Genomic DNA, 22724 nt, shown 5'->3' on the forward strand with positions numbered 1-22724 from the left:
GTCCGGCGCTATGCACGACACGCGGTGGCCGACGATGGTTGTGCGGACTCCTTCACATCAGCGCCCCAGCCGCCCGCGCACCATACCGACCAGCGAGTTCAGCTCCTGGATCCGCATGCGCCGTGCGGCCACGAAGAAGACCCCGAAGAGCACCGCGCAGCCGACGACCAGCGCCGCCAGCGAGCCGATGACCCCCTGACCGAGTGCCTTCGTGATCGCGTACCCGGTCCCGGCGCCGAGAATCGCCCCCGGCACGGACGCGAGCGCGAGGCGGGCGTACGTACGGATCACGTTCGCGCCGTCCAGGTCGCCCCCCAGCCGCTTGCGCAGCCGGTTCCAGGCGACGCCCACGCCGATCGCGTAGGCGGCGCCGTACGAGAGGGCCATGCCCGCCACGGCCCAGCGGGCGGGCAGCACCAGGTAGCAGACCCCGGAGGCGGCGGCGTTGAAGGCGGCCACGATGACCGTGTTGTAGAAGGGGGTGCGGGTGTCCTCGTACGCGTAGAAGGCGCGCAGGACGACGTACTGCACCGAGTACGGGATCAGGCCGAGGCCGAAGGCCATCAGCATGTAGCCCATGCGCGTCGCGCCGTTGACGCCGGACGAGCCGAAGATCATCGTGCACATCGGGATGCCGAGCGCGAGGAAGCTGAAGGCGATCGGCACGATCGCGACGGCCGAGGTGCGCAGGCCCTGGGAGATGTCGTCGCGGACGGCCCCGGTGTCGCCCTCGTGGGCCGAGCGGGACAGCCTTGGCAGCAGGGCGGCCATCAGGGAGACCGTGATGATGGCCTGCGGGAGCATCCAGATGAGCTGGGCGTTGGAGTAGGCGGCGAAGCCGGTGCCGTCCATGCCGGAGTGCTTGACCGCCGCGGTGCCGAGCTGGATCACGACGATCGCGCCCGCCTGGTTGGCGAGGACGAAGAGCATCGTCCACTTGGCCAGCTTGGCGGCCTTGCCGAGGCCCTGGCCCTTCCAGTCGAAGCGCAGGCGCAGTTTGAAGCCGGTCTCGCGCAGGTACGGGATCATCGCGAGCGACTGGACGACGAGCCCGAGCAGGACGCCGACGCCGAGCAGGCGCACGCCGTCGTCGGGGATCGAGGTGACGCGCATCCCCGACTTCTCGGAGGTGCCGTACACCCACAGGAACATGCCGAGCGTCGCGATGATGACGATGTTGTTGAGGACGGGGGTCCACATCATCGCGCCGAACTTCCCGCGCGCGTTGAGGATCTGCCCCATCACGACGTGGACGCCCATGAAGAAGATCGAGGGCAGGAAGTAGCGGACGAAGGTGATGGCGACTTCGTTCGCGGCCGGGTCGCTGGCCACCGGCGTGGAGAGCGCGTGGACCAGCAGTGGCGCCGCGAACCAGCCGAGCACGGTGAGCGCGCCCAGCACCACCATGACCAGCGTCAGGAGCCGGTTGGCGTACGCCTGGCCGCCGTCCGCGTCGTTCTTCTGGGCGCGCACGAGCTGCGGCACGAAGACCGAGTTGAGCCCGCCGCCGACAGTGAGGATGTAGATCATCGTCGGCAGTTGGTAGGCCACCTGGAAGGTGTCGCCGAGGAGGCCGATGCCGAGGGCCGAGACGATCATCGCCGAGCGGACGAAGCCGGTGAGGCGGGACACCATCGTGCCCGCGGCCATCACCGCGCTCGACTTCAGCAGGCCGGACGCGCGGCCGCCGGACTTCCCCGCGGGCGTCGCCGGGGCGGGCGTGGGGGGCTTGGCGGGCGCCGGGACGGCCGGGGCCGCCTCCGGCTGCGCGGGCGGGCGCGCACCGCCGTACTGCGGGTCCTGGTAGTAGCCGCCCTGGTTCGGGTCCGGGTACTGGTTCGGGTCCTGGTAGTAGCCGCCGGCCTGCTGCGCGGCGTACGGGGTGCCCTGCTGCGCGTACTGGGCGTTCTGCTGGTCGCCGTAGGCGGCTTCGCTCTGCGGGTACGCGTACGGCGTGCCGTGCTGCTGGTCGGGGTACGCGGCGCCGGGCTGCTGCTGGGCGGCGTATCCGGCGCCGGGCTGCTGGCCGTGCTGACCGTGGCCGTGCTGGTCGGCGTACCCGGCACCCGGGTGCTGCGGGTCCGAGTAGGTCGCCTGGCCGGGCTGCTGCTGGTAGGGGTACGCGCCGCCGCCTTGCTGGTCCTGGTATCCGCTGCCCTGCTGGTCCTGATACCCGCCACGCTGCTGGTCCTGGTACCCGGCGGCGGGCTGTCCCTGGTAGCCGGCGGCCTGCTGGCCCTGGTAGCCGGCGGCCTGCTGGCCCTGGTGCCCGGCGCCCTGGGCGGGCTGCTGACCCTGATACCCCGAGGGCTGCTGCCCCTGGTATCCACCGTCCTGGCCCTCGTACCCGGACGCCTGCTGCGCGCGCGGGTCGCCGGCCCGGGGGTCGCCGTAGCCGCCCGCACGCGGGTCCTGGTAGCCGCTGCCCTGCTGGTCCCGGAAGAGGTGCGCGAAGGCGTCCGGCTGGTGCCGCTCCTCGCCGGCCTGGGTGACGAGGTCGTCCACGCCCACGTACTGCGTCGTGCGCGGGTCATCGCCGTACGGGAGGTGCCGGGTCGGGCCCTCCGGCTCCGGGGGCGGGGTCTGGGCCCAGACTCGGGGGTCCGGCTGGTACTGCGACGAAGGCGGCTGGGCGTAGAGCTGCTGCGGGTCCGGATAGCTGCCGGGGGGCGGCGGGGGGTGCGCCGCGCGGTCGTAGAGCGCCTCGGCCACCGGGTCCTGGGCCGAGAGGTCCTGAGCCCGGTAGGGGTCCTGGGCGTACGCGTCCTGGAGGTAGGCGTCCGGCGCGTGCTGCGGCGGCACCTGACCGTCCTCAGGCGTGCCGGGAGGCGGGCCTCCGGCCGCGCCGGAGCTGCCCGTGCCCTCGCCGCGCTCACCGTCGTACGGCGCGTTCATGGTTTACCCCACCTCATGGTCCCCGGGCCCACCGGCCACGACATCGCTCAACGGTCCACTCTCTCACCCGGGTGCGACGGCTCGGTGCTTTCGGGAGCGGTGTCCGGTGTCGGGTCACTCGGCTGCTCGGGATCGTCCGCGCCGGGGTCGGTGTCGGGAGCGGGGCCGGGGGTGGCGTCGGAGTCCCCGTCGGGGCCGCCGTCCGGGCCTGCCTCCGCCCGCTGCCGTGCCGCGCGCTTGCGCTGGGTGTACATGCGGAACCCGGCGAGGACGAGGAGCAGGACGCCGCCGCCGATGACCAGCATCACCGTGGCGGTGAACTCGGTGACGTTGACGTCGAAGCGGACGGGGGCGCCGTAGGGCTGTCCGTCCTCGGTGTAGAGCTGGGCTGAGACCGTGACCGGGCCGTTGGCGTTGGCCGTGGTGGTGAACTTCACCGACTGGGTGTGACCGCCGCCCGTGATCTTGACCGGCTGTTCCTCGTAGAGCCCGTCGCCGACCTTCAGGCGGGTGGGGTTGGTCGACGTCAGGCGCAGGACGAGGTGGTCGACGCCCTGGACGAGGTTGTTCTGCACCGTGACCGGGATGGTCGCGCTGCGGCCCGAAAGTTTCACGTCGGACTTGTTGATCAGCTTCACCTGTTCGGTGAGGCTGGTCAGATATCCCTGCACGCCCTTGCGGAAGGTCCCTGCCTCCCTCGGGCGGCCGCGCCACGACGTGGACATCTCGCGGTCCATCGCGCGGCCGAAGGGGGTGATGACGCGCTCCGGCGCGGAGAGGATCTCCTGGAAGCGGTCGAGCTTGCCCTGGGTGTCCTGGACCTCCTTGAACGCCGAGCGGGGCAGCTCCTGCTTGCGCAGGGACGCCGGGTAGGCGCCTGCCGACGGGACCTGGGTGGTGGCGGCCGGGTCCGGCTTGGCCTTCGCGGCGGACGCCAGGTCCTGCGGCTGCGACCAGCGCTTGTCGTCGAGGGCGGCCAGCGCCCTGGCCATCGACTGGGCCTGGCTGGCGGACGGCATGCGCTGCGGCGCGACCACGATGCTGCGCTGCTTGGCGGGATCCTGCAGCGTGATCATGAGGCTCTGGGCCAGGAACTCCTGGACGGCGAGCGTGGAGTCCTCGGCCCCCGTCATGTCGCCGCGGAAGGCGGTGGACAGGCGGGCGTCGGCGACCACGGCGGTCGTGCCGCCGCCGATGGGACGCGCCGCGCTGGGCGTGTACGGCAGCCCGTTCGTCTCGCGCAGGCTGTCGCTGCGGGCGATCACCGAGTGGGCGCCCGCCGAGGTGGCGACGTCGACGACCGACGGGTCGATCGCCCCCTCCGCGGGCCAGGCGAAGTCCGAGGTCGGCTTGACCGTGAGGATGTCGTGCACCGCCTTGGCGCCGACATCGGTGGCTTCCTTGAGGTGGCCGAGCGAGCCGGTGACGGACTTGCCGGTGTGGGCGAGCGAGGCGAGGTCGGGGTCAGCGAAGGGCAGGGCGACGACCTTCTTGCCCTTCACGGCCTTCTGGAGCTGGTTGAGCCACTGCTTCGCGACGGCCTGGTGCCTGCCCGCGACGGGCGTGCCGTCGGGGCCCTCGACGTCGTAGCTCGTCGTCATCGCCTCGACCGAGACCAGCAGGTCCGGATCCATGACCCAGGTGACGTCGAGCTGGCTGCCGAGCGTCAGGAGCTGCTGCAGGCGGCCGCCCGGCTGGAGCTCCTTGGCCAGGCTCTCGTCCTTGAAGAGCGGCGTCTGCTGCTCGTCCGAGCGCGTCCTCGCGGTGAGGTGCGTGGACGAGATGAGCGGCCACAGGTAGGTCGTCTTGGTCTTCGTCTCGGCGGCCCCGTCCTGCCACGGCAGGAAGGTCCGCTCGATGCCGAGCACCTGAGGGAAGGGCTGGGCCGCGGTCTGGCCGGTGAGCGTGACGCCGAGCTGATAGACCCCGTCGATACCGAGGTTCAGGGCGCTCACGGGCACGGAGATGCTGAAGTCGTGCCGGACGCCCGGAGCGAGCCGGGAGATCTTCTGGGCGTACTTTGCGCCGACCTCGTTTCCGTCGGCTCCCGGCTGGTACGTGGTGCGCTTCGCGGCGCTGTCGATCTCCGTGCGGCCGCCGAGGGGGACGGGGCCCACGCGCAGTCCCACCGTGGCGTCGGTGACCGTCTGGCTGCCGTCGTTGGTGACCGTGCCCGAGACGGTGACGGTGTCGCCCTCGCGCGGCGCGCTGGGCGTCAGTGAGTTCAGGGAGACGTTCACGGTGCGGGAGCCGGTGGGAGCTGCCTTCGGGCGCGAGGCGGCCGTCCGAGCGCTCGTGGCGCCGGTGTCCGTCCGCGAGGCACTCGACGTGTCCGCCGTCACCGCTGATGTGTTCGCCGTCACCTCTGGGGAGGCTGCGTACGCGGACGAGCTCGCGGGCACGTGCAGCAGACCGGCCAGCAGGGGCGCCCCGGCCAGCAGTGTCGCTGTGCGCCGGAGCCACCGGCGGGCAGGTGAGGGGCTGGTCCCCGGGAAGTCTGCCGCCTCGGCCACGCGTTGCCCGTCCTCGTCGTCGTCAGGTGTGTCGGTGGTTGTCGTTCGCTGCGTCCACGCATGGTAACGAGGTGCGCGGGGGCTAAGTGCCGCGGACCGCTCCACAAGATCGCAACAACTGGTCGCCGCGGGCACGAGGACCGTGGTGAGGGCCGTGAACGGCCCTGACGCGCGCAGCGGAAATCCGTGCGGTCGCCCGCGGCCGGGGCACGTACCCTTTTCTGTTGTGCCGAACGCCAACGAAGACAATCCCCGCGCCCTGAGCCAGGCGCAGCACCGCGCCGTGAGCGAGCTGCTGCGTGTCTCCCCTGTCGCGGACGACCTCGCCCGTCGATTCCAGGAGGCCGGGTTCTCGCTCGCCCTGGTCGGCGGCTCGGTCCGGGACGCGCTCCTGGGCCGGCTCGGCAACGACCTGGACTTCACGACGGACGCCCGCCCCGAGGACGTACTGAAGATCGTCCGACCGTGGGCGGACGCGGTGTGGGAGGTCGGGATCGCCTTCGGCACGGTGGGCTGCCAGAAGAACGCCCGCGTGGGCGGCGCCGAGCAGTGCTTCCAGGTCGAGGTGACGACATATCGATCGGAGGCGTACGACAGGACCTCGCGCAAGCCCGAGGTGTCCTACGGCGACTCGATCGAGGAGGACCTGGTCCGCCGCGACTTCACCGTGAACGCGATGGCCGTGGCGCTCCCGGAGAAGGAGTTCATCGACCCGCACGGCGGCCTCGACGACCTCGCGGAGCGTGTCCTGCGGACGCCCGGCACCCCCGAGGAGTCCTTCTCGGACGATCCGCTGCGGATGATGCGTGCCGCGCGTTTCGCCGCGCAGCTCGACTTCCAGGTGGCACCGGAGGTCGTCGCCGCGATGAAGGCGATGGCCGGGCGCATCGAGATCGTCTCCGCCGAGCGCGTCCGGGACGAGCTCAACAAGCTGATCCTGTCCCCGAACCCGGCCAAGGGCCTCGCGCTGCTCGTCGACACGGGCCTGGCCGACTACGTCCTGCCCGAGCTCCCGGCACTGCGGCTGGAGCGCGACGAGCACCACCGGCACAAGGACGTCTACGACCACACCCTGATCGTCCTCGAGCAGGCGATGGCCCTGGAGACGGACGGCCCGGACCTGACGCTGCGGCTCGCCGCGCTGCTGCACGACATCGGCAAGCCGAAGACGCGCCGCTTCGAGAAGGACGGGCGGGTCTCCTTCCACCACCACGAAGTGGTCGGCGCGAAGATGACCAAGAAGCGCATGACGGCCCTTAAGTACTCGAATGACCTCATCAAGGACGTCTCGCGCCTGGTCGAGCTGCACCTGCGCTTCCACGGGTACGGCACGGGCGAGTGGACGGATTCGGCGGTACGCCGCTATGTACGCGACGCCGGCCCCCTGCTCGACCGCCTGCACAAGCTGACCCGCTCCGACTGCACGACCCGCAACAAGCGCAAGGCTGCCGCGCTCTCACGCGCGTACGACGGCCTAGAGGAGCGCATCGCCCGCCTCCAGGAGCAGGAGGAGCTGGACTCCATCCGCCCCGACCTCGACGGCAACGAGATCATGGAGATTCTGGACGTGGGTCCGGGGCCGGTGATCGGCAAGGCGTACAAGTTCCTGCTTGAGCTGCGCCTGGAGAACGGGCCGATGGAGCGGGATGCGGCGGTGGCGGCGCTCAAGGAGTGGTGGGCCGCGGAGCAGCCGGAGGGCTGACGGGCAGGGTTCGCCTTACTGGCAACGCGATGGGGGTGTGTTTCACGTGAAACACAGCCCCCATCGACGTACGCGGAGGGGCGATGTTTCACGTGAAACATCGCCCCTCGGTGCATCCGGGCTTGCCTACTTCTTCAGCTTCTCCAAGCAGAGCGTGAAGTCGTCGCCGCTACCTGTCTCCCGGTACTGGGCGTACTTCGTCAGGTTGCAGGTTCCGCTGTCCTTCTTCTCCGCGACCTTGTACGCCGCCTTTGAGTCGCCGCAGTCCACGATCTTCAGGTCCGGGTCGGTGGAGCTTGTCGGGTTGCCGACACTCATGCAGTCACCGACCTCAGCGGCGGCCGCCTCGTCCTGGCCCGCAAACACCGCCGCACCGATCGCGACGGCGATCGCGACGGCCGCACCGATGAATATGAACTTCTTCTTGCTCTTCTTGGGCGGGGTCATCGAGTCCGGGCCGCCCTGATAGAAGGGCACGCCCGGCTGCTGCGGAGCACCCGGCTGGGGCGGGTACGGGGCGCCGGGGGCTTGGCCGTACGGCGCACCGTCCTGAGGCTGCTGGCCGTAGGGCTGCTGGCCCTGGGCGAACGGGTTCTGGCCCTGGGGCGGCGGCGGAGTGGACACGAGGATCCCCCTAGAAGAGAGCACAAGGCATGTGGGTTGGTTGCGCGATGGCGCGAAACGACCCCCGTAAGTTATCGGGCTCCCGTGCGTGGAATGAAGCCAGGAAGGGCTCTGTGGCATTGATGTGACACTTATTGGTCGTCAAACCTGGCCATAGCTACAGCAATCGCCGCGTAGATCAAGGCCACCGTGACAACCAACGAGACCGATTTGCCGTCAGGGGGCAGCATCAGGGCCGCCACCCCTGCCGCGCCGACAAAGGCGACATTGAACAACACGTCGTACAGAGAGAAGATTCGGCCGCGGAAGCCGTCGTCCACGGCCGCCTGGACGACCGTGTCCGTGGCGATCTTCGCGCCCTGGGTGACCAGCCCCAGGACGAAGGCGGCGATGAGCATCGGCGCCGGCGCGAACGGCAGCCCCAGCGCGGGTTCGAGGACGGCCGCGGCCCCCGCGCAGACGATGAGCCAGCCGTGCGGCCCGAATCGCCCGGCCGCCCATGGCGTCACCACGGCGGCCGCGAAGAACCCGGCGCCGGAGATCCCCACGGCGACCCCGAGCAGGGCGAGCCCGTCGTCCTCCGTCGACGCCCATGCGTACCGGCACAGCATCAGGACCATGACCGTTAGCGCGCCGAAGCAGAACCGCATCAACGTCATCGAGATCAGCGCGTGCGCGGCCGGGCGGCGCTCGGAGAGATGCCGTACGCCCGCGAGGAGACCGCGTGCGGTCCCCGCGAGCGCCGCTCCCAGGCGCGGCTGCACCAACTCCGGCTCGGGCCCGAGCAGTTCGCGTGACATGCGCAGGGAGGCGAGCGCCGAGCACAGGTAGAGCGCGGCCCCCAGGAGGACGACCGCCGCGTCCGAGCCCGCCGCCACGATGCGTACCACGAAGGCGAGCCCGCCGCCCGCGGTGGCCGCGAGCGTCCCGGCGGTCGGGGAGAGGGAGTTGGCGATGACCAGCCGGTCGGCGTCCACGACGCGCGGCAGCGCGGCCGAGAGCCCGGCCAGGACGAAGCGGTTGACGGCGGTGACGCACAGCGCGGAGGCGTAGAAGAGCCAGTCCGGTGTCCCGCTGAGCATCAGGACGGCCGTGACGGAGGCGAGCGCGGCCCGCAGCACATTGCCGTAGAGGAGGACCTGGCGGCGTCGCCAGCGGTCGAGCAGCACGCCCGCGAACGGACCGACGAGGGAGTACGGAAGGAGCAGCACCGCCATCGCCGAGGCGATCGCGGCGGCGGAGGTCTCCTTCTCCGGTGAGAAGACGACGTACGCGGCGAGCGCCACCTGGTAGACGCCGTCCGCGCCCTGGGACACGACCCGCACGGCGAGCAGGCGCCGGAAGTCCCGCAGCCGCAGCAGAACGCGCAGGTCACCGACGACAGCCATGGGGCACAGCCTCACATACGAGCAGGGTCCCCGGGCGCGTACGACCCGGGGACCCTCAACTGCCGAACGAAGCGGCCGACTCAACGACCGACTCAGCCGTCGGCTTGGCGGCCGAGCGGGCGAATCAGCGCTCGACCTCGCCCTTGATGAACTTCTCGACGTTCTCGTAGGCCTCGTCGTCGAAGTACTGCACCGGCGGGGACTTCATGAAGTACGAGGACGCCGACAGGATCGGGCCGCCGATGCCGCGGTCCTTGGCGATCTTCGCGGCACGCAGGGCGTCGATGATGACACCCGCGGAGTTCGGGGAGTCCCAGACCTCGAGCTTGTACTCCAGGTTCAGCGGGACGTCACCGAAGGCGCGGCCCTCGAGGCGGACGTACGCCCACTTGCGGTCGTCGAGCCACTGCACGTAGTCCGACGGGCCGATGTGGACGTTCTTCTCGCCCAGCTCGCGGTCCGGGATCTGCGAGGTGACGGCCTGCGTCTTCGAGATCTTCTTGGACTCGAGGCGGTCGCGCTCCAGCATGTTCTTGAAGTCCATGTTGCCGCCGACGTTGAGCTGCATGGTGCGCTCAAGACGGACACCGCGGTCCTCGAACAGCTTCGCCATGACGCGGTGCGTGATGGTGGCGCCGACCTGGGACTTGATGTCGTCACCGACGATCGGGACGCCCGCCTCGGTGAACTTGTCCGCCCACTCCTTGGTGCCGGCGATGAAGACCGGCAGCGCGTTGACGAAGGCGACCTTGGCGTCGATGGCGCACTGCGCGTAGAACTTCGCGGCGTCCTCGGAACCGACCGGCAGGTAGCAGATGAGGACGTCGACCTGCTTGTCCTTGAGGACCTGGACGACGTCGACCGGGGCCTCGGCGGACTCCTCGATGGTCTGGCGGTAGTACTTGCCCAGGCCGTCGAGGGTGTGGCCGCGCTGGACCTGGACGCCCGTGTTCGGCACGTCGCAGATCTTGATGGTGTTGTTCTCGCTGGCGCCGATGGCGTCCGCGAGGTCGAGGCCGACCTTCTTCGCGTCGACGTCGAAGGCGGCGACGAACTCGACGTCACCGACGTGGTAGTCGCCGAACTGGACGTGCATCAGGCCCGGGACCTTGGTGTCCGGGTCGGCATCCTTGTAGTACTCGACGCCCTGGACCAGCGAGGCGGCGCAGTTGCCCACGCCGACAATGGCTACGCGAACCGAACCCATTCCGGTTGCTCCCTGTGTGATCTCGGTATTCCGGATGAGACCCCGCGGAATGCGGGGCCTCACTTGGTGGTGTCGTCGGACGCATCCGGCGGCGGGGTGCTGCCCCGCCGCCGGGGCAGGACGCCCGACTCCCCAGATGTGCTGTTCTGCTGAGCGGAGCTTTCGGGGGCGGACCGTTGCTGGTCACGACCCACGCGCTCGCTCTCGATGAGCTCGTTCAGCCAGCGCACTTCGCGCTCCACGGACTCCATCCCGTGCCGCTGCAGCTCAAGCGTGTAGTCGTCGAGGCGCTCCCGGGTGCGGGCCAGGGAGGCGCGCATCTTCTCGAGGCGCTCCTCCAGGCGGCTGCGGCGGCCCTCGAGCACCCGCATCCGCACGTCCCGCGAGGTCTGCCCGAAGAAGGCGAAGCGGGCGGCGAAGTGCTCGTCCTCGTACGCATCGGGGCCGGTCTGCGAGAGCAGTTCCTCGAAGTGTTCCTTACCTTCCGCCGTCAACCGATAGACGATCTTGGCGCGGCGTCCCGCCAGGGGAGCCGCCACGGTCTCTCCGGTGGCGGTGCCCGACTCCTCGATCAACCAGCCGTTCGCGACCAGCGTCTTGAGGCACGGGTAGAGCGACCCGTAGCTGAAGGCGCGGAACACACCCAGTGAGGTGTTGAGCCGCTTGCGCAGCTCGTAGCCGTGCATCGGGGACTCGCGGAGCAGACCGAGCACGGCGAACTCGAGGATGCCGGAGCGTCTGCTCATCGCCGCCTCCTGTCCGTCCTGGTCTGCCGCGTACGGCTCTTTATACCGAGCTGATGTATCGGCTCGATACATCTCGACGATAGAACGACGTTGCTCCTGCGACAAGAGGGGGCGCGGTGAACGGGATCACATCACCGATTCGTAGGAAGTAACTTGCCTGTTTTGGGGTGAACTTCAGCCCTAAGAGGGTTTTGACGGTGCGTAGTCTGTGCGCCATGCATACCGCCGGGAACCAAGTGACGCGAGGTGGCGTCGTCGTCCCCGGTGCAGTGCGGATGAGTGCCGGAACGGACGCATCCGTACATCGGGGGGACCGGAAACCAGCCGCCGTTTCCAGGCGCGGAGATCCGCGCCTGCCCGAGGAGTAGTCGTTCGATGAGCGAGCACCGTCGCAAACCGCCGCAGCCGCAGGGCGGCGGACGCGCCGCGGCCAGGCGTGGCGCATCCGGCGCGCCGTCGGGCCGTCGCGCAGCACCGCGTGGCGCCGCCGGATCGCCGCCGGCGCCTCCGTCGCACGCGCCCGGCGCTGCCGAGGGCGCGGAGCGATCCTACGGCGGCCGCGCCGAGGCCCGGCGCGCCGCCCGCAACGGCTCCGTCGGGGCCGGCGGTGGTGGCCGCCGCCGGGCGATGGAGAGCGGCGCACGAGGACGCGGCAGAGGGCGTGGCCCCGAGCCCGCCAAGAAGCGCTTCATCGACTACCCGCGGGCGGGCAAGCACGGGCCGAAGCGGTGGATCCCGTCGTGGCGCCTCGTCACCGGCCTGTTCATCGGGTTCCTCGGCAGCCTGATGGCGGTCGCGGGCATCGCGTACGCCCTGGTCGAGGTGCCGAAGGTCGCCGAGGCGGCCAAGGCCCAGAACAACGTCTACTACTGGGCCGACGGCTCGCAGATGGTCGCGACCGGTGGTGAGACCAACCGCCAGATCATCAAGTACGCGGACATCCCGAAGGCCATGCGCAACGCCGTCATCTCGGCGGAGAACAAGTCCTTCAACAAGGACAAGGGCGTCGACCCCATGGGCATCGCCCGCGCCGTGGTCAACATGGCGAAGGGCGGTCAGACCCAGGGCGGCTCGACGATCACGCAGCAGTACGTGAAGAACGCCCGCCTCGACGACCAGTCGCAGACCTTCACCCGTAAGTTCAAGGAACTGTTCATCTCCATAAAGGTCGGCCGGGAGGTGAGCAAGGAAGAGATCATGGCGGGCTACCTGAACACCGCCTACTACGGCCGCAACGCCTACGGCATACAGGCCGCCGCGCGTGCCTACTTCGGCAAGGACGCGGAGAGCCTGAACCCGAGCGAGTGCGCCCTCCTTGCGACCGTCCTCAAGGGCGCCACGTACTACGACCCGGCCGGCTACCCCGAGATCGACCCCGAGGCCAACCCGAAGGCCAACCGGGAGCGGGCCGAGAAGCGCTGGAGGTGGATCCTCGACGAGGAGGTCAAGGACGGCCGCCTGAGCGCCGAGACCCGCGCCAAGTACACCGCGTTCCCGAAGCTGCAGAGCCCGCGCTCGAACGTCAAGCTGAGCGGCCAGATCGGCTACCTGGTCTCGCTCGCCAAGGCGTACGTCATCAACAACACGAACGTCACCGCCAGCCAGCTCGAACAGGGCGGCTACGAGATCCACACGACCTTCGACAAGAAGAAGGTCACGCAGCTCGAAGACGCGGTGAAGAAGGTCCGCAAGGCCAAGATCAAGCCCGATGTGCGACCGGACAAGGACACGCACGTCCAGTTCGGCGGTGCCTCCGTCAACCCGAAGACCGGCGCGATCGAGGCCATCTACGGCGGTGAGGACGCGACGAAGCACTTCACCAACAACGCGGACACCACCGGCGCCCAGGTCGGCTCGACGTACAAGCCCTTCGTGCTGGCGGCGGCCTTCAAGAACGGCATCCGCTCCAAGACCGGCGGAGAGGTGCAGTCCGACGCCGAGCGCACCGTGATCAACCCGAAGAGCCTGTACAGCGGCAAGAACAAGCTCAAGATCAAGAACTACAACGACACGGTCTGGCAGGACAAGGACGGCAAGGAGTGGCTGCAGACCAACGACGGCAACCAGTCGTACAACCCGCCGACCTACAGGATCGACCTGCGTGAGGCGATGCGGGAGTCGGTCAACTCGGCCTACGTCCAGCTCGGCATGGATGTCGGGCTCGACAAGGTGAAGCAGGCGGCGATGGACGCCGGTCTCAAGGACGACAAGTCCATGGCGGGCGCCACCTACCCGTCCTTCTCCCTCGGCACCTCGTCGCCGAGCGCGATCCGCATGGCCGGTGCGTACGCCACGTTCGCCGCGAGCGGCAAGCAGCGTGAGCCGTTCTCGGTCAAGGAGGTCGAGAAGGGGGGCGAGCCGGTCTACCGCAAGGAGATCACGACCAAGAGCGCCTTCTCCCCCGAGGTCGCGGACAACGTCACCGACGTCCTGCGGACCGTCGTCGACAAGGGCACCGGCACCTCGGCGCAGCTCCCCGGCCGCCAGGTGGCGGGCAAGACCGGTACGACCGACGGCAACAAGTCCGCCTGGTTCGTCGGGTACACCCCGCAGCTGTCGACGGCGATCAGCATGTACCGGCTGGACGACGACGAGAACAACAGCAAGCGCGAGTTCCTGGAGATGTTCGGCACGGGCGGCGAGAAGAAGATCCACGGCGCCTCGTTCCCCGCGCAGATCTGGCAGGACTACATGGCGGAGGCGCTCAAGGGGAAGCGCGCTGTGCCCTTCCAGCAGCCGGGGCCGATCGGTGAGGTCGTCGGGGACGCTCCGCCGCCCTCCCCGACGCCGACCGAGGAGCCCGAGCCGAGCAACACCCCGTCGCCGACCCCGTCCGAGACCGAGTCGTCCGCGCCACCGTCGCCGTCGGAGACCCCGGACCCGACCGAGACGTGCAACGTCTGGGACCCGAGGTGCGAAGACAACGGTGGCGCGGCGGACGGCGGCGCCGAGGACGGTGGTGCCAACGGTGATCCCGGTGGCGAGTCACCACCGCCCACCGGAGAGCCGAACGGCGGCAATGGCAACGGCGGCAGCAACGGCAATGACAACGGCGGAGCGATCTTCGGCGGTCCGACCGGCTGAGCCTGGCTCCGTTCCGACCGGCTGAGCCTGGCTCCGCTTGACGTTTCACGTGAAACGGCGTGTTTCACGTGAAACAAGGCCGCCGCACCCGGTGAGGGGGCGGCGGCCTTGTCGCGTTCTCGGGCACGTTCGCGGGAGTTCTCAGACACGTACGGCAGGATGTGCGCCATGCCCAGCGCAGAGAAGATGCCCCCCACACGCGCGCATCAGTCAGCAACCGAAGAGGCGCCGCAGCCTGTGCTCCCCACCAAGCAGGACGAGGTCGCCGCGGCCGGCAGTGAACTGTTCGGCGGGCCGATCGGCCGCAGAGCCCTGCTGGCGACGACCCGACTGACTCCCGTCCGTGTCATCGCACTGGTCACCATCGGGATGTTCGCGCTTGGCATGGTGCAGAAGGCGCCCTGCTACAACGGCGCCTGGTTCGTCGGCGCGAGCTCGCAGTACACGCACGCCTGCTACTCCGACATCCCGCACCTCTACCAGGGGCGCGGCTTCGCCGACGGGCTCGTGCCGTACTTCGACAGGCTGCCCGACGACGTCGGCATGGAGTACCTCGAGTATCCGGTGCTGACCGGTCTGTTCATGCAGGTGGCCGCGTGGCTGACGCCGGACGGCGGGAGCATTCAACACCAGGAGAAGTTCTACTGGATGGTCAATGCCGGGATGCTGATGGTCTGCGCCGTCGTCATCGCCGTCTGCGTGGCCCGGATCCACCGCCGCCGCCCCTGGGACGCCCTGCTCGTCGCCCTGGCCCCCGCCTTCGCGCTGACGGCCACCATCAACTGGGACCTGTTCGCCGTGGCTCTCACAGCCCTGGCGATGCTGATGTGGTCGCGCGAGAGGCCGCTCGCCGCGGGCATCCTCATCGGTCTCGCGGCCGCCGCGAAGCTCTATCCGGCGCTGCTGCTGGGGCCGCTGCTCGTGCTGTGCTGGCGCGCGGGCCGCTGGCGAGCCTTCTGGGCGACCGCCGCGAGCGCCCTGGGCGCCTGGCTGGCGGTGAACCTGCCGGTGATGATCAGCCACGACGCGACGGGCTTCCACATCCGGGAGGGCTGGGCGAAGTTCTATACGTTCAGCCAGGAACGCGGCGTCGACTTCGGCTCGTTCTGGCTGATCCTTTCCCAGCGCATGGACGACCCGCTGTCCACGGACACGGTGAACAACCTCGCGACCGCCCTGATGGTGCTCTGCTGCCTGGGAGTGGCCGCGCTCGCGCTGACCGCGCCGCGCCGCCCGCGGTTCGCGCAGTTGGCCTTCCTGGTGATCGCCGCCTTTGTCCTCACCAACAAGGTCTACTCGCCGCAGTACGTGCTGTGGCTGATTCCGCTCGCCGCGCTGGCCCGGCCGCGCTGGCGGGACTTCCTCATCTGGCAGGCCTGCGAGGTCGCGTACTTCCTGGGGATCTGGATGTACCTCGCGTTCACGACGAGCGGGGACGCGCACAAGGGGCTGCCCACCGAGGGCTACCAACTGGCCATCGCCGTCCACCTGTTGGGGACGCTGTACCTGTGCGCCGTGGTCGTACGCGACATCTTCATGCCGGAGCGGGACGTGGTGCGACGGGCCGGGGAGGACGATCCCTCCGGCGGGGTCCTGGACGGCGCGTCGGACGTGTTCGTGCTCGGCCCGGCGGCGCATCCACCGCGGCGGGCCGTGCACGACGGGTCGGGTACGTACGTGACGTGGGGAACGGCGAGCGATCGGTTCACTCTGAGCGAACAGCCCCGGGCCCGCTGAGACGGGGAGCAAGCCGAAGGGCCGGTGACGCGCGTGTGGCGCGTACCGGCCCTTCGGCTTACGAGGGCGCTGTGGCCCTCGGTCGTACGCTGTGGCTCTCGGTCGTACGACTGCGTACGGCTTCCCTCAGCGGTCCACGATTTCGCTCAGCGGTCCAGGATCCGGTCGAACTGCGTGGTCGTGTGCCGCAGATGGGCCACCAGCTCCTCGCCCACCTTCGGCTCCGGCGCGTCCGACGGGACGAAGAGCAGCGATACCTGCATGTGCGGCGGTTCGGCGAACCAGCGCTGCTTGCCGCCCCACACGAACGGCGACAGGTTGCGGTTGACGGTCGCGAGGCCCGCGCGGGCCACGCCCTTCGCCCGCGGCATCATGCCGTGCAGCGCCTTCGGCGCCTCCAGGCCGACCCCGTGCGAGGTGCCGCCCGCGACGACGACCAGCCAGCCGTCGGACGCGGTCTTCTGCTGCCGGTAGCCGAAGCGCTCCCCCTTCGCGACCTGCGTGACGTCCAGGATGGCGCCCCGGTACTCGGTCGCGTCGTGGTCGCCCAGCCAGAGCTGCGTACCGATCCGCGCGCGGAAGCGGGTCTGCGGGAACTGCTGCTGGAGGCGGACGAGTTCGCCGGCCTTCAGGTGGCTGACGAACATCGTGTGCAGGGGCAGGCGGGCCGCGCGCAGCCGGTCCATCCAGCCGATGACCTCCTCGACGGCGTCCGAGCCGTCGGTGCGGTCCAGGGGCAGGTGGATCGCGAAGCCTTCGAGGCGTACGTCCTCGATCGCGGCGTGCAGATGCGGCAGGTCCTGCTCGCTGATGCCGTGCCGCTTCATCGAGGACATGACCTCGATGACGACGCGGGCGCCCACGAGACCGTGCACGCCGTCGAGCGACGACACGGAGCGGATGACGCGGTCGGGCAGCGGCACGGGCTCTTCGCCTCGCCGGAACGGAGTCAGGACCAGCAGATCACCGCTGAACCAGTCCTTGATCCGGGCGGCTTCGTAGGTCGTGCCGACGGCGAGCACGTCGGAGCCGAATCGCGTGGCCTCCTCCGCGAGCCGCTCGTGACCGAAGCCGTAGCCGTTGCCCTTGCAGACCGGGACGATGCCCGGGAACTGCTCCAGCATGTGCTTCTGATGTGCCCGCCAGCGCGCGGTGTCGACATAGAGCGTGAGCGCCATGGCTGGATCCCGGAACCTTTCTGGTGTCTGCGGTGTGACAGAGGTGTGGAAGGAGATGCGGACGGAAGCTGTGGCGGATCAGCGGCGCGACATGTAGATGTCGAGGGCCTTGTGCAGCAGCTTGTTCAGCGGGAAGTCCCACTCACCGACGTATTCCACGGCCTCGCCGCCGGTGCCGACCTTGAACTGGATCAGGCCGAAGAGGTGGTCCGTCTCGTCGAGCGAGTCGGAGATGCCCCGCAGGTCGTAGACGGACGCGCCCAGCGCGTAGGCGTCGCGCAGCATCCGCCACTGCATGGCGTTCGAGGGCCGGACCTCACGCCCGATGTTGTCGGACGCGCCGTAGGAGTACCAGACGTGGCCGCCGACGACGAGCATCGTCGCCGCCGAGAGGTTCACGCCGTTGTGCCGCGCGAAGTACAGCCGCATGCGGTTGGGGTCCTCGGAGTTGAGGGCCCGCCACTGCTGCTCGAAGTAACTCAGCGGCCGCGGCCGGAACTTGTCGCGGATCGCCGTGATCTCGTACAGCCGCTGCCACTCGGGCAGGTCCTGGTAACCACCCTGGACGACCTCGACACCGGCCTTCTCGGCTTTCTTGATGTTGCGGCGCCAGAGCTGGTTGAAGTTCTTGAGTACGTCGTCCAGCGCGCGGTTGGCCAGCGGCACCTGGAACACATAGCGGGGCTGGACGTCGCCGAAGCCCGCGCCGCCGTCCTCGCCCTGCTGCCAGCCCATGCGGCGCAGCTTGTCCGAGACCTCGAAGGCGCGCGGCTCGATGGTCGTGGCCTCGATGTCGCGCAGCCGCTTCACGTCCGGGTTCTGGATGCCGGCCTTGATCGCGGGTGCGTTCCAGCGGCGGATGACGACCGGCGGGCCCATCTTCACGGAGAAGGCGCCCTGCTTCTTCAGGTGCGCCAGCATCGGCTGGAGCCACTCGTCCAGGTTCGGGGCGTACCAGTTGATGACCGGGCCCTCGGGCAGATACGCGAGATAGCGCTTGACCTTCGGCAACTGGCGGTAGAGCACCAGGCCCACGCCCACCAACTGGCCGGTCCTGTCGTCGAACCAGCCCAGGTTCTCCGAGCGCCATTCGCTCTTCACGTCTGCCCATGCGGGGACCTGGCAATGACTCGCCGACGGCAAGGTCTGGATGTACGCCAGATGTTGCTCTCGGCTGATGGTCCTCAGGGTCAGGCTCATTCGCGGCGCTCCTCGGGCTGGTGTGTCCCCATGGGTACAGGGGCTCCGGCTCTCGCGCCGAAGCCTACTGCGCCCTGCGAGCGCCCCGTCTGGGCGTATCGGACCTTCGCCCCCGGCCGGGCTTCGACCAGGGGCGGTGCGGGTCCGTCAGCGGCAGGTCCGCCTAGGTGTCACCAGAGTCCGCCGAGTGTCACCAAAGTCCACCGAAGAGCCCGCCGTGGGCCATGCCCAGGAAGAAGCCCACGCCCGCGGCACCGAGCCCGACGATCAGGAAGAAGCGCTCGCGGGTCGTCACCGAGATGAACTGGCCGTACGCCCCCGTGAAGATCCCGACGAGACCGGTCCAGGAACTGAGCAGGTGCAGGTTGTGGAACATCGCCGTCACGAAGGCGATGGCTCCGAGCACCAGCGTCACGCCGAGCAGCGTGTCCTGGAGCGGATGGGGTTTGCCGTCGCTGGCGAAGAGCGAGCCGGCGGTGTCGCGTCGCATTGCCTGTGCCATGGAGGCACCTCCTGCGGAAGGCGGCGCATCGTAGCGCCATACACACCCGATGTGTACAGATTCTGCCCGCCCCCCGCCGGATTTCAACCGGAAGCCTCGGTGCGGGTACTCTGTACCGTCTGCACCGGTGTCTGCCCAGGCCACAGCAAGAGCCCCCGCTCGCGGGAGCCGATTGTCAGTGGCGGCCGATACCGTTGCGTACGCATCACGACCCTCCTGCCACGGAACGACCGTGGCCGCTGAGTCCAAAGGAGGTGGGTTCCACATGCGTCACTACGAGGTGATGGTCATCCTCGACCCCGATCTCGAGGAGCGCGCTGTCTCCCCGCTGATCGAGAACTTCCTCTCCGTCGTCCGTGAGGGCAACGGAAAGGTCGAGAAGGTCGACACCTGGGGCCGTCGTCGTCTCTCGTACGAGATCAAGAAGAAGCCCGAGGGCATCTACTCGGTCATCGACCTGCAGGCCGAGCCTGCGGTCGTCAAGGAGCTCGACCGCCAGATGAACCTGAACGAGTCGGTCCTCCGGACCAAGGTCCTCCGCCCCGAGATGCACTGAGCCTTCCGGCTCAGACCCGTTGAGCCTGGTGCTCGACGGCACTCGGGATCCGAGTAGCAGCAGCAAAAGCAGCCAGCAGCAAACCCGCCGAGAGGTTCCCCCAATGGCAGGCGAGACCGTCATCACGGTCGTCGGCAATCTTGTCGACGACCCCGAGCTGCGCTTCACCCCGTCCGGTGCGGCGGTCGCGAAGTTCCGTGTCGCGTCCACTCCCCGCACCTTCGACCGGCAGACCAATGAGTGGAAGGACGGCGAAAGCCTGTTCCTGACCTGCTCGGTCTGGCGTCAGGCGGCGGAGAACGTCGCTGAGTCGCTTCAGCGAGGCATGCGCGTCGTCGTGCAGGGCCGGCTGAAGCAGCGGTCCTACGAGGACCGTGAGGGCATCAAGCGCACGGTCTACGAGCTGGACGTCGAGGAAGTCGGCGCCAGCCTGAAGAACGCCACGGCCAAGGTCACCAAGACCACCGGTCGCGGCGGCCAGGGCGGATACGGCGGCGGCGGTGGCGGCGGCCAGCAGGGCGGCGGCTGGGGCGGTGGCCCCGGTGGCGGTCAGCAGCAGGGCGGCGGCGGTGCTCCCGCCGACGACCCCTGGGCGACCGGTGCGCCGGCCGGCGGCGGCCAGCAGGGCGGCGGCGGTGGCGGCTGGGGCGGAAGCTCCGGCGGCTCCGGCGGCTCCGGCGGCGGCTACTCGGACGAGCCCCCCTTCTAAGCCTCGGGCCGAAGGCCTCAGGGCGAGAAGGCGGGTCGTACCCACACTTCTTGATCACACAGGAGAAACACCATGGCGAAGCCGCCTGTGCGCAAGCCTAAGAAGAAGGTCTGCGCTTTCTGCAAGGACAAGGTCACGTACGTGGACTACAAGGACACGAACATGCTGCGGAAGTTCATTTCCGACCGCGGCAAGATCCGTGCCCGCCGCGTGACCGGCAACTGCACGCAGCACCAGCGTGACGTCGCCACGGCCGTGAAGAACAGCCGTGAGATGGCGCTGCTGCCCTACACGTCCACCGCGCGATAAGGGAAGGGTGACCGACATATGAAGATCATCCTCACCCACGAGGTCTCCGGCCTCGGCGCCGCCGGCGAGGTCGTAGACGTCAAGGACGGCTACGCCCGCAACTACCTGATCCCGCGGAAGTTCGCTATCCGCTGGACCAAGGGTGGCGAGAAGGACGTCGAGCAGATCCGTCGTGCTCGCAAGATCCACGAGATCGCGACCATCGAGCAGGCCAACGAGATCAAGGCCCGGCTCGAGGGCGTCAAGGTCCGCCTGGCCGTCCGCTCCGGCGACGCCGGTCGTCTCTTCGGCTCCGTCACCCCGGCCGACATCGCTTCGGCGATCGAGGCTGCCGGTGGCCCGAAGGTCGACAAGCGTCGTGTCGAGCTCGGCGCGCCGATCAAGACGCTGGGCGCCCACACGACGTCCGTGCGTCTGCACCCCGAGGTGGCCGCGAAGGTCGACGTCGAGGTCGTCTCTGCCTGAGCGTTGCGCTCGCAGGACTGAGTGAAGGGGCCGCACCTGTGGGTGCGGCCCCTTTGCTGTGTGGTCGGGCAATCGGCCTCGGTGTCTCGGTCGATGTGCCGTGTTTCACGTGAAACATGGCGTGTGGGCAGCAGCTCGGTCGTGGCGTCCGAAACGTGAGCGAGTGCCGCCCGTGACGCCGTCAGCGGACGGTGCCTGTGACGCCGTCAGCGGGTGGCGCCCGTGACGACCCAGCGCCCGGAGCGGGAACGCAGCCACAGGGTCAGCGCGCGCACGGTCATCATGAGGGTCATCGCGGCCCAGAGGGCGGTCAGGCCGCCGCCGAGGGTGGGGACGAGGAGCGCCGCGGGCGCGAACACCGCGAGCGTGGCCAGCATGGCCCAGGCGAGATACCGCCCGTCCCCCGCGCCCATCAGGACGCCGTCGAGGACGTAGACGATGCCGCAGATGGGCTGGGCGAGGGCTATCACCATGAGCGCGGGCAGTGCCGTGTCCTGGACGGCGGCGTCGCCAGAGAACAGCGGGACGAACACGGGCCGGGCCGCGACGACCAGCAGGCCCAGGGCGGCGCCCGAGACGAAGCCCCACTGGACCATGCGGCGGCAGACGTCGCGGGCGCCTTGAGGATCGTCGGCGCCCAAGTACCGGGCGATGATGGCTTGCCCGGCTATCGCGATGGCGTCGAGGGCGAAGGAGAGCAGGGTCCACAGCGACAGGACGATCTGGTGGGCGGCCACCTCGGCGTCGCCCAGGCGGGCGGCCACGGCTGTGGCGATCAGCGCGATCGCCCTGAGCGCGAGCGTGCGGGCCAGGAGCGGGACACCGGCCTGGGCACAGGCCCTGATACCGGCGGCGTCGGGGCGCAGGGAGGCGCCGTGGCGTCTGGCGCCGCGGACGACGACGTACAGGTAGACGGCGGCCATGCCGCACTGGGCGAGCACGGTGCCCCAGGCGGATCCGGCGATGCCGAGGCCCGCTCCGTACACGAGGAGAAGGTTCAGTGCGCCGTTGGCGACGAAGCCGCCGACGGCGACGTACAGGGGAGTCTTGGTGTCCTGCAGGCCGCGCAGCACACCGGTCGCGGCGAGGACGACGAGCATCGCGGGGATGCCCAGGATGGATATTCGCAGGTAGGTGACCGCGTACGGGGCCGCCGACTCGGAGGCGCCGAAGAGGTCCACGAGCGCGGGCGCGGTGGGCAGGGCGACGGCGATGACGGCGGCGCCGAGGAGCAGGGCGAGCCAGATGCCGTCCATGCCCTGGCGGATGGCGGCCTGGAGATCTCCCGCGCCGACGCGGCGGGCGACCGCGGCTGTGGTGGCGTACGCGAGGAAGACGAAGATGCTGACGGCCGTCGTCAGGAGAGCCGAGGCGATGCCGAGGCCGGCGAGTTGTGCGGTGCCGAGGTGGCCGACGATGGCGCTGTCGGCCATGAGGAAGAGGGGCTCGGCCACGAGTGCGCCGAAGGCGGGAACGGCGAGTGCGACGATCTCTCGGTCGTGCCGTCGCCGGGCGGCCTTGGGCGCCGCGGGAGCCTGTGTCATGAGCACCAATCTAATCTTCCACAGGTAAGAGATGCAATTGCCTTAGGACCCTTACTTGGGTCGGGCGTGCGCATCGGCCCCGCCCTGCTTCGCCGAGATCTTGGGCCGACTGGGGAAGTTTTTCTTCTGCACAGCCGGTGGACGGGAAAGATGCAGGTCAAATGGGGTGTGGAAAGTGGGCTGAGGGCTTGTTCACAGGGCTGTCCACCGGGCCGTGCACAGGTTTGGCGGGGTTCTCCACAGCATCGCGCCCGTCATCCACACCGCCTGTGGATAACCAGATTGGCTGACGGTGGCCGCGGGCCTACCGTGGTGCGGCGCCCGCCTCTCCCTGCCACCGCGGAAACCCCGCAAATCCGACGCGT

The 22724-nt window shown here is 69.3% G+C and carries 17 protein-coding genes; 7 read left to right on the top strand and 10 right to left on the bottom strand.

Annotated features, from left to right (window positions below; genetic code table 11):
- Positions 1-57 precede the first annotated feature (57 nt).
- Both murJ and AC0KTA_RS18790 read right to left on the bottom strand, forming a co-directional pair.
- Positions 58-2895 (bottom strand): murein biosynthesis integral membrane protein MurJ, encoded by a 2838-nt coding sequence (gene murJ / locus AC0KTA_RS18785; protein WP_481056268.1) that lies wholly within the window; start codon positions 2893-2895, stop codon positions 58-60.
- Between the two features lie 47 nt (positions 2896-2942).
- The gene (locus AC0KTA_RS18790; protein ID WP_481056269.1) at positions 2943-5408 is read right to left on the bottom strand and encodes a DUF6049 family protein; all 2466 of its coding nucleotides are present in this window, start codon (positions 5406-5408) and stop codon (positions 2943-2945) included.
- Between the two features lie 226 nt (positions 5409-5634).
- On the opposite strand from AC0KTA_RS18790, the gene AC0KTA_RS18795 reads away from it, so the two are divergent.
- Entirely contained in the window at positions 5635-7110 is a 1476-nt protein-coding gene (locus AC0KTA_RS18795; protein ID WP_481056270.1) for a CCA tRNA nucleotidyltransferase, read from the top strand.
- 126 nt (positions 7111-7236) lie between these two features.
- On the opposite strand, the gene AC0KTA_RS18800 is transcribed toward AC0KTA_RS18795, so the two are convergent.
- The 4 genes from AC0KTA_RS18800 to AC0KTA_RS18815 all read right to left on the bottom strand — a co-directional run bounded on the left by AC0KTA_RS18800 (position 7237) and on the right by AC0KTA_RS18815 (position 11075).
- Complete coding sequence (locus AC0KTA_RS18800; protein WP_481056271.1) at positions 7237-7734, bottom strand: LppU/SCO3897 family protein; 498 nt, start codon at positions 7732-7734, stop codon at positions 7237-7239.
- Between the two features lie 131 nt (positions 7735-7865).
- Complete coding sequence (locus AC0KTA_RS18805; RefSeq protein WP_481049394.1) at positions 7866-9122, bottom strand: MFS transporter; 1257 nt, start codon at positions 9120-9122, stop codon at positions 7866-7868.
- 124 nt (positions 9123-9246) lie between these two features.
- Positions 9247-10329, bottom strand: a complete 1083-nt coding sequence (locus tag AC0KTA_RS18810; RefSeq protein ID WP_481049395.1) for an inositol-3-phosphate synthase — start codon at positions 10327-10329, stop codon at positions 9247-9249.
- Between the two features lie 59 nt (positions 10330-10388).
- Positions 10389-11075: a PadR family transcriptional regulator gene (locus tag AC0KTA_RS18815; RefSeq protein ID WP_481049396.1), complete on the bottom strand. Its 687-nt coding sequence runs from the start codon at positions 11073-11075 to the stop codon at positions 10389-10391.
- A gap of 375 nt (positions 11076-11450) precedes the next feature.
- Here AC0KTA_RS18815 and AC0KTA_RS18820 point away from each other — a divergent pair, with 375 nt between their 5' ends.
- On the top strand, positions 11451-14159 hold the full coding sequence (locus tag AC0KTA_RS18820) for a transglycosylase domain-containing protein (protein ID WP_481049397.1): 2709 nt from the start codon (positions 11451-11453) through the stop codon (positions 14157-14159).
- Between the two features lie 159 nt (positions 14160-14318).
- Positions 14319-15896, top strand: a complete 1578-nt coding sequence (locus AC0KTA_RS18825) for a glycosyltransferase family 87 protein (RefSeq protein ID WP_481049398.1) — start codon at positions 14319-14321, stop codon at positions 15894-15896.
- A gap of 146 nt (positions 15897-16042) precedes the next feature.
- Here AC0KTA_RS18825 and AC0KTA_RS18830 read toward each other — a convergent pair whose 3' ends face one another.
- The 3 genes from AC0KTA_RS18830 to AC0KTA_RS18840 all read right to left on the bottom strand — a co-directional run bounded on the left by AC0KTA_RS18830 (position 16043) and on the right by AC0KTA_RS18840 (position 18776).
- Positions 16043-17074 carry an alanine racemase gene (locus tag AC0KTA_RS18830; RefSeq protein ID WP_481049399.1) on the bottom strand — a complete coding sequence of 344 codons (1032 nt, stop codon included), beginning with the start codon at positions 17072-17074 and terminating at the stop codon, positions 16043-16045.
- 78 nt (positions 17075-17152) lie between these two features.
- Positions 17153-18274, bottom strand: a complete 1122-nt coding sequence (locus tag AC0KTA_RS18835; protein ID WP_481049400.1) for a lipid II:glycine glycyltransferase FemX — start codon at positions 18272-18274, stop codon at positions 17153-17155.
- Between the two features lie 190 nt (positions 18275-18464).
- The gene (locus tag AC0KTA_RS18840) at positions 18465-18776 is read right to left on the bottom strand and encodes a hypothetical protein (protein WP_481049401.1); all 312 of its coding nucleotides are present in this window, start codon (positions 18774-18776) and stop codon (positions 18465-18467) included.
- A gap of 265 nt (positions 18777-19041) precedes the next feature.
- Here AC0KTA_RS18840 and rpsF point away from each other — a divergent pair, with 265 nt between their 5' ends.
- From rpsF to rplI, 4 genes are all read left to right on the top strand, one after another.
- The gene (rpsF, locus tag AC0KTA_RS18845; RefSeq protein WP_016644628.1) at positions 19042-19332 is read left to right on the top strand and encodes a 30S ribosomal protein S6; all 291 of its coding nucleotides are present in this window, start codon (positions 19042-19044) and stop codon (positions 19330-19332) included.
- A gap of 103 nt (positions 19333-19435) precedes the next feature.
- Complete coding sequence (locus AC0KTA_RS18850; RefSeq protein WP_481049402.1) at positions 19436-20041, top strand: single-stranded DNA-binding protein; 606 nt, start codon at positions 19436-19438, stop codon at positions 20039-20041.
- Between the two features lie 72 nt (positions 20042-20113).
- Positions 20114-20350, top strand: a complete 237-nt coding sequence (gene rpsR / locus AC0KTA_RS18855) for a 30S ribosomal protein S18 (protein WP_003949403.1) — start codon at positions 20114-20116, stop codon at positions 20348-20350.
- A gap of 18 nt (positions 20351-20368) precedes the next feature.
- Positions 20369-20815: a 50S ribosomal protein L9 gene (gene rplI / locus AC0KTA_RS18860; RefSeq protein ID WP_481049403.1), complete on the top strand. Its 447-nt coding sequence runs from the start codon at positions 20369-20371 to the stop codon at positions 20813-20815.
- Positions 20816-21021: 206 nt separating this feature from the next.
- Here rplI and AC0KTA_RS18865 read toward each other — a convergent pair whose 3' ends face one another.
- Positions 21022-22359, bottom strand: a complete 1338-nt coding sequence (locus AC0KTA_RS18865) for an MATE family efflux transporter (RefSeq protein WP_481049404.1) — start codon at positions 22357-22359, stop codon at positions 21022-21024.
- Positions 22360-22724: the final 365 nt, after the last annotated feature.

This window comes from Streptomyces sp. Y309 (assembly GCF_056712025.1).

Coding starts and splice junctions, on each gene's coding strand:
- murJ (WP_481056268.1), bottom strand. CDS start 2,895: ATGAACGCGCCGTACGACGGTGAGCGCGGCGAGGGCACGGGCAGCTCC.
- AC0KTA_RS18810 (WP_481049395.1), bottom strand. CDS start 10,329: ATGGGTTCGGTTCGCGTAGCCATTGTCGGCGTGGGCAACTGCGCCGCC.
- rplI (WP_481049403.1), top strand. CDS start 20,369: ATGAAGATCATCCTCACCCACGAGGTCTCCGGCCTCGGCGCCGCCGGC.
- AC0KTA_RS18825 (WP_481049398.1), top strand. CDS start 14,319: ATGTGCGCCATGCCCAGCGCAGAGAAGATGCCCCCCACACGCGCGCAT.
- AC0KTA_RS18840 (WP_481049401.1), bottom strand. CDS start 18,776: ATGGCACAGGCAATGCGACGCGACACCGCCGGCTCGCTCTTCGCCAGC.
- AC0KTA_RS18820 (WP_481049397.1), top strand. CDS start 11,451: ATGAGCGAGCACCGTCGCAAACCGCCGCAGCCGCAGGGCGGCGGACGC.
- AC0KTA_RS18850 (WP_481049402.1), top strand. CDS start 19,436: ATGGCAGGCGAGACCGTCATCACGGTCGTCGGCAATCTTGTCGACGAC.
- AC0KTA_RS18805 (WP_481049394.1), bottom strand. CDS start 9,122: ATGGCTGTCGTCGGTGACCTGCGCGTTCTGCTGCGGCTGCGGGACTTC.
- AC0KTA_RS18815 (WP_481049396.1), bottom strand. CDS start 11,075: ATGAGCAGACGCTCCGGCATCCTCGAGTTCGCCGTGCTCGGTCTGCTC.
- AC0KTA_RS18830 (WP_481049399.1), bottom strand. CDS start 17,074: ATGGCGCTCACGCTCTATGTCGACACCGCGCGCTGGCGGGCACATCAG.
- AC0KTA_RS18835 (WP_481049400.1), bottom strand. CDS start 18,274: ATGAGCCTGACCCTGAGGACCATCAGCCGAGAGCAACATCTGGCGTAC.
- rpsR (WP_003949403.1), top strand. CDS start 20,114: ATGGCGAAGCCGCCTGTGCGCAAGCCTAAGAAGAAGGTCTGCGCTTTC.
- AC0KTA_RS18865 (WP_481049404.1), bottom strand. CDS start 22,359: ATGACACAGGCTCCCGCGGCGCCCAAGGCCGCCCGGCGACGGCACGAC.
- rpsF (WP_016644628.1), top strand. CDS start 19,042: ATGCGTCACTACGAGGTGATGGTCATCCTCGACCCCGATCTCGAGGAG.